Source organism: Nocardia uniformis NBRC 13702 (genome assembly GCF_001613345.1).
GTDB classification, from domain to species: Bacteria; Actinomycetota; Actinomycetes; order Mycobacteriales; family Mycobacteriaceae; genus Nocardia; species Nocardia uniformis.
The window spans coordinates 61,299-78,301 of sequence record NZ_BDCE01000051.1; the positions used below are offsets into that span (position 1 = coordinate 61,299).

Annotated in this window: 1 protein-coding gene; it reads left to right on the forward strand. The window is 67.5% G+C overall.

Features of this window, described 5'->3' with window-relative positions:
• The first annotated feature begins 151 nt into the window (after positions 1-151).
• A complete protein-coding gene (locus tag NU1_RS17825; RefSeq protein WP_084521540.1) occupies positions 152-16,678 on the forward strand; it encodes a non-ribosomal peptide synthetase in 16,527 nt (5,508 codons plus the stop codon).
• The last annotated feature ends 325 nt before the right edge of the window (positions 16,679-17,003 follow it).

Here is a 17,003-nt window from a genome sequence, read left to right on the forward strand (position 1 = left end):
CCCGGGCCTGGGGCGGAGGATGCTGGCGCACCATCACCCGGCAACCTGTGGTCTGATATGTCGCACATGCCCCCAGAATCGACGTCTTCCCGACCGTCGTTTTTCAGTGCAATTCGCGCGGGCTTGATTGTGAGAGGACTGCAGTACTCGGATGGATAGGGTTCGTCGTACCGTTCGGGAACGAGTTCGTCGCAGGATCGGTAGCCCGTTATTGGTGCAGCTGCTGACCGGGGCGGTGGAATCCGCGGCCGATTCGATCGCTATCAGCTATAACTCGACGGGCGAATCGGGTGATCGGCGTGAACTCACCTATCGGGAACTCGACGAATCCTCGTCGCGGTTGGCGCGGGAATTGATCGAGCGGGGTGTGGGGCCCGGCGATGTGGTCGCGGTCGGGTTCACCCGTTCGGTCGAATCGGTAGCGGCCGTATGGGCCATTGCCAAAACGGGCGCGGCTTATGTACCGGTCGATCCCACGCTGCCGCCGGAGCGGAGCGCGTTCATCGCCACCGACTCCCGGGCGGTGCTCGGACTCACCGATTCGGCGCAGCGGGCACGACTCGGCACCGAGATCGACTGGCTCGAGATCGACGAACCGGTGCTGCGGGAGCGGATCGCGGCGCGGCCCGCACATCCGATCTCCTATCTCGATCGGCCGCGCACGCTGACCGACCAGCATCCGGCGTACGTCATCTATACCTCCGGTTCCACCGGCCGCCCCAAGGGCGTGGTGGTGACCCATACCGGGCTCGCGGGGCTGGTGGCGGCCGAGCGTGAGCACTACGCGGTGACCGGGAGTTCGCGGGTGCTGCACGTGTGTTCGCCGAATTTCGACGTATCGGTGCTCGAACTGCTGCTGGCCTTCAGCTCCGGCGCGACGCTGGTCATCTCCCCGGCGACCGTTTTCGGTGGCCCCGAACTCGCCGACCTGGTACGTCGTGAGCGGGTGACCCACATGCTCATCACACCGGCGGCACTGGAGTCGGTGGACCCGGACGGACTCGAGGCGCTGCGGGTCGTGGTCGTCGCGGGTGATGCGTTCGGCCCGGGATTGGTCGAGCGGTGGGCCGTCGGCGGCCGGGCCTTCTACAACGGTTACGGCCCCACCGAGGCCACCATTCTCGCCACCAGTAGCGCGGCGTTGACGCCGCCGCAACCGATCACCATCGGCACCGCCCTCGCGGGAATCGGTGCTGTGGTGGTGGATTCGCGGTTGCGACCGGTCCCGGCCGATGTGGTCGGCGAGCTCTATCTTTCCGGTCCCGCCCTGGCACAGGGGTATTCGGGACGTGCGGGGCTCACCGCGGAACGGTTCGTCGCCAGTCCATTCGCCGGGACGCCGGGTGCGCGAATGTATCGCACCGGTGATCTGGTGCGCCGCCGCGCGGACGGTGCGATCGAGTATGTGGGCCGCTCGGACTTCCAGGTGAAGATCCGCGGCTTCCGTATCGAACTCGGCGAGATCGACGCCGTACTCAACCGCCACCCCGATATCGAGTACGCCGCGACGCTCGGAAAGGTCGCGCCCTCGGGAGCGACCGCACTGGTCTCCTATGTATTGCCGCGCGATGACAGCACCATCGACGCCGAAGACCTCACGCGTTTCGTCGGAGCCTCACTGCCGACCCATATGGTGCCCTCCGCGATCATCGCACTCGACGCGATTCCCCTGACCGCCAATGGAAAATTGGACCGGCAGGCCTTGCCGGAGCCGGTATTCGAGACAGCGGTGTCGCGCGCCCCGGCGGGTCCGGTGGAAATCCAACTCGCCGAACTGTTCACCCGGATACTCGGCGTGCGGGTCGGCGCCGATGACTCGTTCTTCGCCGCGGGTGGCGACAGCATTCTCTCGATCCAGCTGGTGTCGCGGGCCCGTGCGGCGGGCATCGTCTTCACCCCTCGGGATGTGTTCGAGCACCGCACCGTAGCCGGATTGGCGCGGGTGGCGGCGGTCGGTGCCGAGCCGGTGCCGACGCTGGCGGAGCTACCCGGCGGCGGGGTCGGGGACATCCCATTGACGCCGGTGCTGGCCGCCCATCTCGCCGCGGGCAGATCGTTCAGCCGGTTCACCCAGCAGATGGTGCTCGCCCTGCCCGAGCCCATCGACCGGGCGGGTGTGGTCGCCACGCTCACCGCGGTGCTGGACCACCACGATATGCTGCGCGCCCAGCTGCGCTCCCTTGACGGCCGCTGGCAGCTGCGCACGCTGCCGCCGAGCGCGGTGGACGTGGACGCGCTACTCGGCCACACCGAGGTACCAGCGGGCCTGGATATCGATGGGTTGTGCGATATTGCCAGTGCGGCAATGGATTCCGCCCTCGATACCCTCGAACCAGCCGACGCGCGCATGGTCGCCTTCCACTGGCTATCGCGTCCCGACGGCCGTGACGCCCTGATCGTCGCCGCGAATCACTATGTGATCGACGGCGTTTCCTGGCGCATTCTGATCTCGGACCTGGTGGCGGCGTGGGCCCGGTACGCCGGTGACCACCAGATCGCCCTACCCGCCGTCGGCACCTCGTTCCGACGATGGGCCCACGGTCTGGCCGACGCGGACCGTATCGCCGAACTGCCGTACTGGCGGCGCACGCTGGCCGTCGCCGATCCGCCTTTGGGCGCACGGGATTTCGACCCGATCGTAGATACCACGGCCACGGTGCGGCATTTCAGCGTCACGGTGCCGGCCGAGATCACCCACGCGGTACTGACCGACCTGCCGAGCCTGTATCGCGGTGGGGTCAATGACGGTCTGCTCGCGGCACTGGCGTTGGCGGTGCGCCGGTGGCGGGCGCACCGGGGTATCGATTGCGCGGCCACGCGGATACGTCTCGAGGGGCACGGTCGCGAGGAGCACGTCGTCGCCGGTGCCGACCTCAACCGCACCATCGGCTGGTTCACCAGCATGTACCCGGTGGTACTGGAGCTGTCGGGCATCGATGCCGAGGCCGCATGGCAGGGCGGCGACGCTACCGCCGCACTGTTCAAGGCGGTGAAGGAGCAGCTGATCGCGGTGCCGGACAACGGCATCGGGTTCGGCATGCTGAGCCGGCTGAACCCGGCGACCGCGAGCGAGCTCGGCGGGGCGCTCGGCCAGATCGGCTTCAACTATCTCGGCCGTATCTCCGCCGGCGATGTGCCGGAGGCCCTGGCCGACGGCAGTTGGTTGCCGACGGCCGAATGGGGCGAGCCCGGAGCCGATCAGGATCCGGCAATGCCCACACCCGCCGTGGTGGATATCAATGCGATCGTCACCGATACCGACTCCGGCGCACAGCTTTCCGCATCGTTCGCCTATACCTCGGAGCTCCTCGACGAGAGCGCCGTCCGGGAGTTGTCCGATCACTGGATCACCGCGCTGACCGTGCTCGCCGGACATGTGCGCGATCCGGCGGCCGGTGGTCTCACCCCGGCGGATGTGCCGCTGGTGCGGACCACCCAGCGGGAACTCGATGGCTGGCACCGCGAACATTCGCGCCCGGTCGATATTCTGCCGCTGTCGCCGCTACAGCTCGGATTGCTGTTCCTGACCCAGGTTTCGGAGGATGCCGACCCCTACCTGCTGCGGTGGTCGATGGAGCTGTCCGGTGCGGTCGATCTGGATCGGCTGCGGCGATCGGCGCAGTCCATGCTGGACCGGCACGCCATCCTGCGCACCGCGTTCAGCTCCACCACCGACGGGACCCCGGTCCAGATCGTCACCGAGGCGGTGGAAGTGCCGTGGCGGATCGTCGACACCCCGGATATCGACGCCGCGGCGCTACCGGCCGCCGAACGGGATCTCGGATTCGATCTCGCGGTGGCACCCCTGCTGCGATTCACGGTGTACCGCACCACCAGCGCGAGCGCCGCATCGGGTACAGCCGGGCGTATCCAGCTGGTCTTGACCGCCCATCACCTCCTGCTGGACGGCTGGTCGATGCCGTTGCTCATGAAGGAACTCCTGGTTTCCTATGCGGCACATGGCGATTCGACCGTGCTGCCACGGGTGCGACCGTATCGGGATTACCTCGCCTGGCTGACGCGGCGCGATCGCGACGCCGCACTGTCCGCATGGCGCGATGCGCTCGCAGACGTCCCGCCGACCCGTCTGGCCGCGACTGTCGCGCCGCCCGCGCTGCCGGTCACCGGTCACGGGGTATGCGCCGCCGACCTGTCGACAGCCGAGACGGCCGCACTGCTGGCCTTCGCCGCCGCGACCGAGGTCACCGTCAATACGGTGGTTCAGGCGGCCTGGGGCCTGGTGCTGGCGGCCTGTGCCGGTCGCGCCGATGTCGTCTTCGGCGCGGTGGTATCCGGGCGGCCGCCGCAGCTCGACGGTGTCGACGCCATGGTCGGCCTGTTCGCCAATACCATTCCGGTTCGGGTGCGCTTCGATGCCGACGAACCGGTCCGGGAACTGCTGAGCCGCCTACAGTCGGAACAGGTTTCGTTACTCGACTGCCATCACCTCGGGTTGTCCGATATTCAGCGTGTCGCCGGTAGGGACGAACTGTTCGACACACTGCTGGCGTTCGAGTCCTATCCGGTCGATACCGATGGTTTGCGGCAGGCCTACGGCACGATCGACGGCCTGGAGATCACCGATGTCCAAGCGGTCAACTTCACCCACTACCCGGTGGCCGTCGAGGTCGAACTGGGTCCCCGGTTACGTATCGCGGTGCAGCACAGGCGCGACCTGGTCACCGCCGCGACCGCGCAGGCGCTCGCGGACCGGTTGCGGCTGCTGATCGGCGACTTCGTCGCGGCACCGGAGACCACGCCCGCACAGTTGGATGCGCTGTTCGACGCTCGCAATGATCTGATCACGCAGACGCGGTACTGGCATGACGCGCTGGCGGAACTGCCCGATGAGCTGAACCTGCCCGTGGATCGACCGCGTACCGCGGTCTCCAGCACCGCTGTGGGTCGCGTCGCGTTCGCGATCGACGAGGATCTGCGCGAGCTGGCAAGGACCTGGGACACAACGGTATTCAGTGTCGCACATGCCGCATTCGCGGTGCTGCTCGCCCGACTATCGGGCTCCGGTGATATCGCCGTCGGCGCGACGGCCGCGAATGGGTCGGTTGCCGATATTCACCACCGCGACGGTGTGGATTCCGGCCGGAAACACGCCGGAATGACAGCGGCGGGCAGGCCGCACTGCGACTTCGCGCCGAGCAATACGCTCGTACTGCGCACCTCGGTCTCGCCTGACGACTCCTTCGAAGCCCTGCTCCGACATGCGAACGATGTTGCGCTACAAGCGTTTGCGCGCACTGCGGTGCCTTTCGACGAACTGGTGGCGTTACTGGATCCGGTCCGTTCGGATGCGCGCCACCCACTGGCGCAAACAATGCTGTCGGTCGGGCAGCTGCCGCCCGCGGGCCGTGCGCTCTTCGACCTGTCCCTACAAGTCCACGAGGACGGGACCACAGCGGAATTCGCCTTCTCCCCCGATCTGTTCGACCAGCGCACCGTAGAAGTCTTCGCCGACCGATTCCGTCGGCTGCTGACGGCTGCCGTCCGGCGACCGGAACATCCCGTCGGTGACCTGCCCTTGCTCAGCGACGACGAACTGGCCCTGCTGACCCGGGTCTCCCCCGATGACGTGATGGCCACCGGCCTCCTGCCCGACCTACTGACCCGTGGCGTCGACCTGGGCCGCGATCGGGTAGCGGTGCGCTACCGGGACCGTTCGATCACCTACGGCGAAATCGAGGAGCGCAGTTCGCGATTGGCGCGCGTGCTGATCCAATGCGGCGTCGGCCCGGAGGATCTGGTCGCCGTGGCACTGCCGCGTTCCTACGAACTGGTACTCGCCGTGCTCGCGATCGCCAAAGCCGGTGGCGCGCATATCCCGATCGATGCGGGCTATCCCGCCGAGCGGGTGCGACATATGGTGGCCGACTCGGGAGCGAAAATCGGGATCACCGTCTCCGATTACGTCGGGCGACTGCCCACCGGTCCGGAGTGGCTGGTCCTCGACGATTCCGGAAACGAGCAGCGCTGCGCCGCACAACCCGCCACCCCGGTGACCGATGCGGATCGCCTGGCGCCGCTGCGTATACACAACCCGGCGTACGTCATCTACACCTCTGGTTCGACGGGTCTCCCCAAGGGCGTCACCGTCACACATACCGGACTCGGTGGCCTGCTCGACGAGGCCGTCGACCGCTACCGGCTCGAACCGCACCACCGCTTCCTGCACATCTGCTCGCCGAGTTTCGATCCCTCGGTGCTGGAATGGCTGTGCGCGTTCTCCGTCGGCGCGACGCTGGTCATTGTGCCGCCGTCCATCGTGGGCGGGGCGGAACTCGGTGATCTGCTGCGCACCGAGGCGGTCACGCACGCGATTATCACCCCGGCGGTGCTCGGCACCGTCGATCCGGCGGGGCTGGACGCCATCGAGGTCGTTTCCGTCGGCGGCGACGTGACCACCCCGGAACTACTGGCCCGCTGGCAGCCGGGGCGCAGCTACCTCAACGCCTACGGGCCCACCGAGACGACAATTATTTCCACGTACGCGGAATTGGTTCCGGGGCAACGCATTACGGTCGGGGTCCCGGTGCACGGCATGTCCGCGCTGGTGCTCGACGCACGGTTGAATCCGGTGCCGCCCGGTGTCGCGGGTGAACTGTATCTGGCCGGAGGCGGACTGGCACGCGGCTATCGCAATCGGGCCGGGTTGTCCGCGGCGCGGTTCGTCGCCGATCCGTGGGGTGCGCCGGGAGCGCGGATGTACCGGACCGGCGATATCGTGCGCTGGTGGGCCGCTCCCGGTGCACGGCACGGGAATGCCGCTGTGCCGTCGACGCATTGGCAGCTCGACTATGTGGGCCGCACCGACGCACAGGTGAAGGTGCGCGGCTTCCGCGTCGAACTCGGCGAGATCGACGCGGTGCTGGGCGGATACGACGACGTCGACTTCGCTCTCACCGTCGGCCGGACCATGCCGTCCGGATCGACAGCGCTGGTGTCCTACGTGCTCGCGGCACCGGGCAGCACCGTCGATCCCGCGCGGCTCACCGTATACGCCGAGGGCATCCTTCCCGCGCATATGGTGCCCGCCGCGATTGTCGTTCTCGACGCGCTGCCGTTGACCGCCAATGGCAAGCTCGACCGAAGCGCCCTGCCGGAGCCGGTGTTCGCGACCGCGGTGACACGGGCGCCGCAGGGTCCGATCGAAGCGCGATTGGCGGAATTGTTCGCCCAGGTTCTCGGGGTGCCGACGGTCGGGGTGCACGATTCGTTCTTCGCCAGCGGTGGCGACAGCATTATGTCCATCCAGCTGGTGTCGCGCGCCAAAGCGGCCGGAATCGTCTGTACGGCACGCGATGTATTCGAGCAGCGGACCGTGGCCGCACTGGCCCGGGTCGCCGCCGAGCATGACGAGGCGACACCAATTGTCCTGGCGGAGCTGCCGGGCGGTGGCGTCGGTGAGACTCCACTGACACCGGTGCTGGCCGAATTCCTCGCCAACGGTTCCTCGGACCGGTTCGCCCAGACCATGGTGCTGGCACTGCCCGAGGGTATCGACCGGGCCGGTCTGGTCACCACGATCGGTGCGGTACTCGATCGGCACGAGGTGCTCTGTTCTCGGGTGTGGCAGGACGCGGGCCGATGGCGATTCGAAACCTTGCGGCGCGATGCGGTGGACACCGAGACGCTGCTGACCGAGATCGATGCCGCCGCTGCCGACGGTCCCGAACTGAGCCGCATCGGCAGTGCCGCAGTCGATTCCGCATTGGCCGGGTTGGATCCCGCTGGTGCGCGGATGATCTCCTTCGCGTGGGTGCGCCGGTCCGACGCGCGCGATGTGCTGGTCGTGGCGGCACATCACTATGTGATCGACGGCGTGTCGTGGCGGATCCTGATTCCCGATCTGGCCGTGGCCTGGGCGCAGTACGCGGCGGGGCGGCAGATCGTCCTGCCTCCGGCCGGAACCTCGTTCCGGCGGTGGGCGCACGGTCTGACCGAAGTAGCCTCGCGGCGTTCCGATGAGATCGGTTACTGGCAGCGAGTACTGGCCACGCCGGACCCCCGGCTGGGTGCGCGGGCCCTCGATCGCGCCGTCGATACCTATGCGACGGTGCGGTCGATCTCGGTGCGGGTACCGGTCGAGGTCACCGAGGCGCTGCTGACGACCCTGCCCGCGCTGTATCGCGGTGGTGTCAATGACGGACTGCTCGCGGCCCTCGCCCTGGCCGTGCGCGCCTGGCGGGCACGGCGCGGAATCGACGCGCCGGTCACCCGGATACGACTCGAGGGCCATGGCCGCGAGGAATCCGTGGTGCCCGGCGCTGATCTGACGCGCACCCTGGGCTGGTTCACCAGTATCCATCCGGTCGCCATCGATCTGTCCGCGAACCCGGATGCCACGATCACCGATGCCGCGAGCATCGCCACCGTGCTGAAGTCGGTCAAGGAGCAATTGCTCGCGGTGCCGGACAAGGGCATGGGATTCGGTGTGCTGCGCCATCTCGATCCGTCGAGGGCCGACCTGCTCGCCGGCGATATCGGGCAGATCGGCTTCAACTATCTCGGCCGTTCGGGTGTGCCCGCCGACCTGCCCGACCAGAGTTGGCTGCCGACAGCCGATCTCGGCGATCTCGACTTCGACTACGACCCGGCCATGCCCGTCGGCACCGTGGTCGATATCAATGCGATCACCGCCGATACGGGGAGCGGACCGCGGTTGGAGCTGAGCTTCGGCTACGCGAGCGAGATCCTCGACGAGGCGGCGGTGCGGGAACTGGCCGCCGGCTACTCGGCCGCCCTCACCGCCCTCGCCGATCACGTAACCCATTCGGCGGCAGGCGGTCTGACCCCGTCGGACGTGCCCTTGGTCCGAGCGTCACAAGCCGAGTTGGATCGGTGGCAGGCGGGCTATCCCGCGCTCTCGGATGTGCTGCCGCTCTCACCGCTCCAGGACTCGCTGCGAGTGCTCATGGAGCTGCTGGACGAGTCGGTCGACGCGTACATCATCCAGTTGGCGGCCCGGTTGACCGGTGAGCTCGATACCGACCGATTGCGGCGGGCCGCGCGAACCATGCTGGACCGGCACGCGAATCTGCGCTCCGCCTTCGTCTCCGCGGCCGACGGCACCTCGGTACAGCTCGTGATCGACGAGGTCGAACTGCCGCTGCGCATTGTCGACGGTGTCACCGAGGCCGAATTGCCGGATCTCCTGGCCGCCGAGCGGCGTCGCGGATTCGATCCGGCGGTGGCCCCGCTGCTGCGTCTCACGGTGTTCCGCGCCACCGGCGCAAGCGCCGCATCGGGTACGGGCGGGCGGATCGACCTGGTGTTGACCGGGCATCACATTCTGCTCGACGGCTGGTCGATGCCATTGCTGCTGAAGGAACTGCTGGTGCTGTACGCGACCGGCGGTGACGCCTCGCCGCTGTCTCCGGTTCGGCCGTATCGTGATTACCTGCAATGGCTTTCGCGCCAAGACCGCGACGCCGCGACTCGGGCCTGGTCGCAGCTGCTGGCGGATGCCACACCGACCATGCTCGCCCCCGAACTCGCCTGGCCCGCACCGACGGGCAATGGGTTCGGCCGCTGCGAGTTCGAGCTGTCCACCGCCGAGACGTCGACGCTCACGGCGTATGCGGCGAGCGCGGAGGTCACCGCCAATACGCTGATCCAGGCGGCCTGGGGTCTGGCCATTGCCGGTAGTACCGGACGAGACGATGCCGTATTCGGCGCGACCATCTCCGGCCGGCCCGCACAACTCGACGGAATCGGCGAGATGATCGGCCTTTTCGTCGACGCCATCCCCGTTCGGGTCCGGTTCGGCCGCGAGACGACGGTGCGGAACCTGGTCGACGGGTTGCAGGCCGAGCAGGCGGCACTGCTCGATCACCATCACCTCGGGCTCGGTGCCATCCAGCGCATTGCCGGACAGGGCGAGCTATTCGACACCATGCTGGTGTTCGAGTCCTATCCGGTCGATGTGGAGGGGTTGCAGCAAGCCAGCGGAGCGATTGACGGATTGCGGATCGACGGGGTACGTAGCGACGATTTCACGCACTATCCGATCACCGTCATGGTCTTCCTGACCTCGCGCACGCTGGTGCAGGTGAAGTACCGGCGCGATCTCGTCGCCGATGCGACGGCACAGGCTGTCGCGGATCGGTTGCGACGGGTGCTCGGCGATCTGCTCACAGCACCGGACCGGCCCGCGGCCGAAATCCCGCAGCAACTCGATGCCGCATCCGATGACTCGATCAGCGCATCCCGATACTGGCGCACCGCATTGGCGGGGCTGCCGGACCGGTTGGAGTTGCCGACGGACCGGCCGCGTCCCGCGGTGCGGTCGGATTCACGTGGGCGCGTGGAGTTCTCGGTGCCCGACGAGGTGCGGCATGGCCTGCGCCGACTGACGGACAACAGCGGCGTGACGTGGACAGCGCTGGTACGTACGGCATTGGCGGCACTGCTCACGCGGCTGTCGGGTGCCGACGATATCGCCATCGGTTCACCGACCCTGGACGGCGAACGCGTCGAGCTGGTGCTGCGCGCCCGCATGGACCATTCCGCTCGCTTCACCCGACTGATCTCCCAGGCGCATGAGACCGAAAAACAGGGATTCGCGCACGCCGGGATTCCACTCGACGACCTGGTCGAGCTGTTGGGAGTGCGGCGGACGCCGGATCGGCATCCCCTGTTCCAGGTGGCGTTGTCGTTCCAGCGCCCAGCCGAGGCGGTCGGCGATCTAGCACTGTCCCTGTCGTCCATCGATGGCTACTCGGGTGCGGTGCGCGGCGAGATGTCGTTCGCACGTGACCTTTTCGACGACAGCACAGCGGAAGTATTCGTCCGGCGGTTCGTCCGGATACTCGCGGCGGTCGCGGAGCGGCCCGAAATACGGGTCAGCGAGCTACCGCTGCTGGCGACGGATGAATACGAACGCTTGACCCGAATGGGTGGCGGTGTCCCGATTACCGTTGGGCTGCTGCCGGATCTGCTCACCCGGGGCGTCCGGGTCGGGCGGGACCGGGTCGCCGTCCACGATGCCGGACAGACCTATACCTACGGTCAGCTCGACGATTTCTCCTCCCGGCTGGCCCGGGTACTCATCGATCGCGGCGTCGCCCCGGAAACGGTGGTGGCGCTGGCCATGCGGCGCTCCTACGCGATGGTGGTCGCGATCTGGGCGGTCGCCAAGGCCGGTGCCGCCTATCTGCCGGTCGATCCGACCTATCCGGCGGACCGGGTGCGGTACATGCTGGCCGATTCGGCTGCGGCGGTGGGCATTACCATTGCCGAGCACACGGGTGGTCTGCCCGATGCGGTGGATTGGCTGGTACTCGACAATGCCGAAGTGCTCGCGCGCTGTGCCACTCGATCCGCCGACGCGGTAACCGATACGGATCGACGTGCGCCGCTGCGCATCTCGCAGCAGGCCTACGTCATCTACACCTCCGGCTCGACAGGTATGCCCAAGGGTGTCGCCGTCACGCACGCCGGGCTCGGTGGGCTCATCGGTCATTCGGTCGACCTGCTGCGGCTGGAGCCGGAATCTCGGATGCTGCACGTGTGTTCCCCGAGTTTCGACCAATCGCTCGAGGAGATCGCCACCGCCTGCTACAGCGGCGCCCACCTGGTCATCGCTCCTCCCGATATGGTCGGCGGCACCGAGCTGCATGAACTACTGCGCACCGAGCGGGTGACCCATACGATCATCACCCCCGCACTGCTGGGCACCGTCGATCCGTCCGGTCTGGACGACCTCGCGGTCGTCTCCGCGGGCGGTGAGGCCACCACGCCCGAACTCCTCGCACGATGGCAACCGGGTCGCCGCTTCATCAACGGGTACGGCCCGACCGAAGCGACCATCGGTGCGACCTATACGACTTTGCTCGCGGGGCAACGGGTAGCGATCGGTCGCCCGGTGCCCGGCGGGTGGGCGGCGGTACTCGACAGCGGATTGCACCCGGTGCCGTCGGGTGTGGTGGGTGAGCTGTACCTGGCGGGTCCGGCGCTCGCACGCGGCTACTACCGGCGCGCCGGTACGACAGCGGAACGCTTTGTCGCCAATCCGTGGGGGCCGCCGGGCGATCGCATGTACCGCACCGGCGATCTGGTCCGGTGGATCGGGGTTCCGGCGGCCGGACCGGTCGGCGGCGAGTTGGAGTATGTGGGCCGCACCGACTTCCAGGTGAAGATTCGGGGCTTCCGCATCGAACTCGGTGAAATCGACGCGGTGCTCGCGGCGCACCCCGGGGTCGACCACGCGGTAACCGTCGGCCGGGAGAACCCCAGCGGTGCCACCATATTGGTGTCGTATGTGGTGGGCCGGGCGCTCGATCCAGAGGAACTGGTGCGGTGGGCCGGGCGCTCACTGCCCGCGCATATGGTCCCCGCCTCGGTCGTGGTACTCGATGAGGTGCCATTGACCGCCGTCGGCAAACTCGACCGAAGTGCGCTCCCCGCACCGGAATTCGCGACCCGCGCCTACCGGGAACCATCGACGGTGGCGGAGCGGACCGTCGCCGATGTCTTCGCCGAGGTGCTCGGTCGCGAGCAGGTCGGCGCGGAAGACAACTTCTTCGAACTCGGCGGCAATTCACTGCTCGCCACGCGGGTGACCGCCCGCCTGGGCATGACGGTGGATACGCGGGTTCCGGTGCGGTTGTTGTTCTCCGCGCCCACGGTGGCGGGATTGGCACGGGAGATCGCGACACTCACCGATACCGCGACCCGTCCCGCCCTGGTCGCCGGCCCACGGCCGGAACATATTCCGCTCTCCCCCGCACAGCAGCGGATGTGGTTCCTCAACCGGTTCGATACCGAATCGGCGGCCTACAACATCCCGGTCGCAATGCGCCTGACGGGCACGCTGGATGTCGAGGCCATGCGGCAGGCTTTCGCCGATCTCGTGCTGCGACACGAGATTCTGCGAACGGTCTACCCGCATCACGATGCCGGCCCGGTACAGGTCGTACTGCCGCCCGCCCACTGCGACGTGCAGCGACTGGAAGTCGGTGACGTCGATGCCCCCGACGTGGAATCGGCGGTGACCGCGCTGGCGTCGACCCTGTTCGATGTCACCGCCGAGGTGCCGCTGCGGGCGGCGCTGTGGCAGATCTCCGACAGCGAGTACGTCCTCGCGATGGCGGTCCATCACATCTGTGGCGATGGCTTCTCGGGTGGTCCGCTCACTCGAGATCTGGTGTCGGCGTACGTGGCTCGTGCGACGGGGCAGCAACCGACGTGGACTCCACTGTCGGTGCAGTACGCGGATTACGCGCTCTGGCAGCGTGCGCTGCTCGGTAGCGAGGAGCAGCCGGGGTCGCTGGCAGCCGAGCAGATCGCCTACTGGCGCACGGCGCTCGCCGACCTGCCGGATCAGCTGGAGCTGCCGCGCGACCGTCCGCGTCCGGCGGTGCAGTCGTACGCGGGCAGCCAGGTGGACCTGCGTATCGACGCACCGACCCACGCCGCACTGGTGGACATCGCTCGAGCCCAGGGCGCGACGCTGTTCATGGTGGTGCACACCGCATTCGCCGTACTGCTGGCCAGGTTGTCGGGCACCGACGATATCGCCATCGGCACACCGATGGCGGGACGTGGCGCAGCCGAACTGGACGACCTCATCGGCATGTTCGTCAATACCCTGGTGTTCCGCACCCGGGTGGATGCCGACGCGGCCTTCACCGAACTGCTCGCCCGGCAGCGCGATGCCGATATCCAGGCCTTCGCACATGCCGACGTGCCGTTCGAGCGGTTGGTCGAGGTACTGAATCCCGCGCGTTCGACGGCGCGGCATCCGCTGTTCCAGGTGGGTTTGTCGTTCCAGAATCTGGCTCCGGTCGCAATGGAATTGCCGGGCTTGACCGTCACGGGTCTGTCGACGGATCGACAGCTGTCGCAGTTCGATCTGCATCTGATCGTGGCCGACGGCTACGACGAACAGGGTGCCCCGACCGGTATCGGCGGATTCCTCACCTACGCAACGGATCTGTTCGACGAATCGACGGTACGGGAATTCGGTGACCGGTTCACGCGGGTGCTGGCCGCGGTGGTCGCGGATCCGCGGATACCCGTCGGAGCGATCGAACTGCTCGCACCGCGCGAGAGCACACGCATGCTCGCGACGTGGAACGACACCTCGCATCCGGTCGCCAATGCCACCCTGGCGTCACTACTGGACGCGACCGTCACCGCCACTCCCGAATCGGTGGCCCTGGTGGCCGCCGATGGCACCCGCACGAGCTACGCCGAGCTCGACGCCCGGGTGAATCGGCTCGCGCGCCACCTGATCTCCCTCGAGGTGGGTCCGGAATCACCGGTGGCGCTGGCCATTCGACGTTCGGTCGACCTCGTTGTCGCCATGTACGCGGTGAGTAGGGCCGGTGGCGCGTATGTGCCGGTGGATCCGGACCAACCCGCACGGCGAACCGACTACATCCTGGCCACCACGGCACCGATCTGTGTACTCACCGACACCGACACCGCTTTCACCACATCCATCGCGCCGGTGGTGCACATGGATCGACTGAACCTGTCGGCGGTGAGTGCCGCCGCGATCATCGACAGCGACCGGCTCGCACCCTTGCGCGCCGAGCACGCCGCATATGTGATCTTCACGTCGGGTTCCACGGGTCGACCGAAGGGTGTCACGGTCTCACACGCCGCGATCGTGAATCAATTGCTGTGGAAGACAGTGGAGTTCGGCCTGACCACCGCCGATGCCGTGCTGTTGAAGACCGCGGCGACCTTCGACCTGTCGGTATGGGAGTTCTGGTCCGCCGTGGTCTGCGGTGGCCGCCTCGTTATCGCCGCGCCGGACGGCCACCGCGATCCGGCATATCTGAACGCGTTGATGGCCCGCGAGGGCGTCACCACCCTGCACACGGTGCCGTCCATGCTGGACGCCCTGCTGACCTGCCGACTCCCGGATTCGCTGCGCCGGGTACTCGCCATCGGTGAAACGCTCCCCGCCACACTGGCGCACCGGTTCATGACGGTGGCGCCCCGAGCGGACCTGTTCAACCTGTACGGCCCGACCGAGGCGGCGGTCTCGATAACCAGCCATCGCGTAACCGATCTCGACAGCGCGACCGTGCCGATCGGCGCACCGGTCTGGAACAGTCGGGTGTACGTGCTGGATTCGCGATTGCGGCCGGTTCCGGCCGGCGTCGCGGGTGAGCTGTACCTGTCCGGTTCGCAATTGGCGCGCGGCTACTTCGATCGCCCCGAACTCACGGCCGATCGCTTTGTCGCCAGCCCGTTCCAGCCTGGTGCGCGCATGTACCGCACCGGCGATGTGGTCGCGTGGAATGCCCATGGCAAACTGGACTATCGCGGTCGCACCGATTTCCAGGTGAAGATTCGCGGCTTCCGTATCGAACTCGGTGAGATCGACGCGGTCCTGGCCACCCACGTGGATATCGATTTCGCCGTCACGGTCGGTCGGGAAAGCGTCACGGGTGAAACCAACCTGGTGTCGTACGTGGTGGCAGCCCGTCATACGGCCGTCGACCCGGATCGACTGATCGATTGGGCCGCAATGTCTTTGCCATCGCATATGGTGCCCGCGGCCATCCTGGTCCTCGATGAGGTGCCCTTGACCGCGGTCGGCAAGCTGGACCGTGCGGCCCTCCCCAGCCCGACGCTCGCCACCCGCGCCTACCGGGCACCGGCGACCACACTCGAAATCACGGTCTGCGGCGTCTTCGCGGATGTCCTGTGCCTCGAACGCATCGGATTGGACGACAACTTCTTCGAACTCGGTGGCAATTCACTCCTCGCGACCAAGCTCGTGGCCCGCCTGGGCGAGGCCGTGGCCGCGACGGTTCCGGTAATGCGGGTATTCACCGCGCCCACCCCCGCGGGGATGGTCGGCGAATTGTGCATGCCGGGTGTCGAAACCACCGGGCCCGACGCCGCATTCGATGTCATGCTACCGCTGCGCACCTGCGACACCGGCACCGCCGCACCGCTGTTCTGCATCCATCCGATCAGCGGTGTCGCGTGGTCCTTCGCAGGGCTGGCAGCCCACCTCGACCCCGACCGTCCCCTCTACGGGCTACAGTCGCCGGTCCTGAGTTCAGCTGCCACACTGCCGGATTCGATCGAGGACTGGGCGCGCCTCTACGCCAAGCACATTCGCGAGATCCAACCGTCGGGCCCCTATCACCTGCTCGGCTGGTCCCTCGGCGGTGTCCTCGCCCATGCCATTGCCGTACAGCTCCAGGACGACGGCGATCAGGTGGCGCTCCTGGGCATGATGGACAGCCGACTGCGCACCGCCGACGCCCCCGTCGCCGGGTCCACCGTGACGGTGCCCGAGCTGCTCGGTGGCCTGCTGGGCGGCCGAGCCGCGGAGTTCGGCCTCGACGAAACCGTGGACCTACCCGGTCTGGCTCAGCGATTGAGTTGCCTCCCGGAACCTTTCGCTTCCTTCGGCGCCGCCCGCATCGAACGGGTCGTGGACGCGGCGATCATGTCGGCGGCACTCGACGCGGCATACCGTCCCCGGCCGTTCGATGGCGACCTCGTCTACTTCACGGCGGCCCAGGACGATCCGTCGTGTTCCGCCAACGCCAGGACCTGGGTGACGGCGGTGACGGGTTCGGTACACAACCACCCGGTGGCCGCCACCCACTGGCGAATGACCACCGACGCGGCGCTTCGACGTGTCGCGGCGGTCCTGCGAGAACGGTCGGCATACGCGGTGCACCACTGAAAGTGCGGTCACGACATCGTCTGGCCACGTCGTCATTCCGGCGTGTCCTTGGCCGGAATCCGCTCCCCGCGGTCGTGGATTCCGGCCACAAGCATGCCGGGATGACAGGGTGTGTGCCGACCTCGCACCGTCATCGGTGGTAGTAGCGATCGGGTCCCCGGCCTCGCTACCGATCACAGTCGCCTACAGCAGATACGGGGCCTCCTGCACCCAGTGGAAGCCGCGGTTGAGCTGGCGGAACCGGTCGAGGCTCACCAGTTCCAGGTGCATTCGCACCGATCGCCCGGCGAGCTGTCCGACCAGCAGCAGCCGCTCCGGCGTCGGG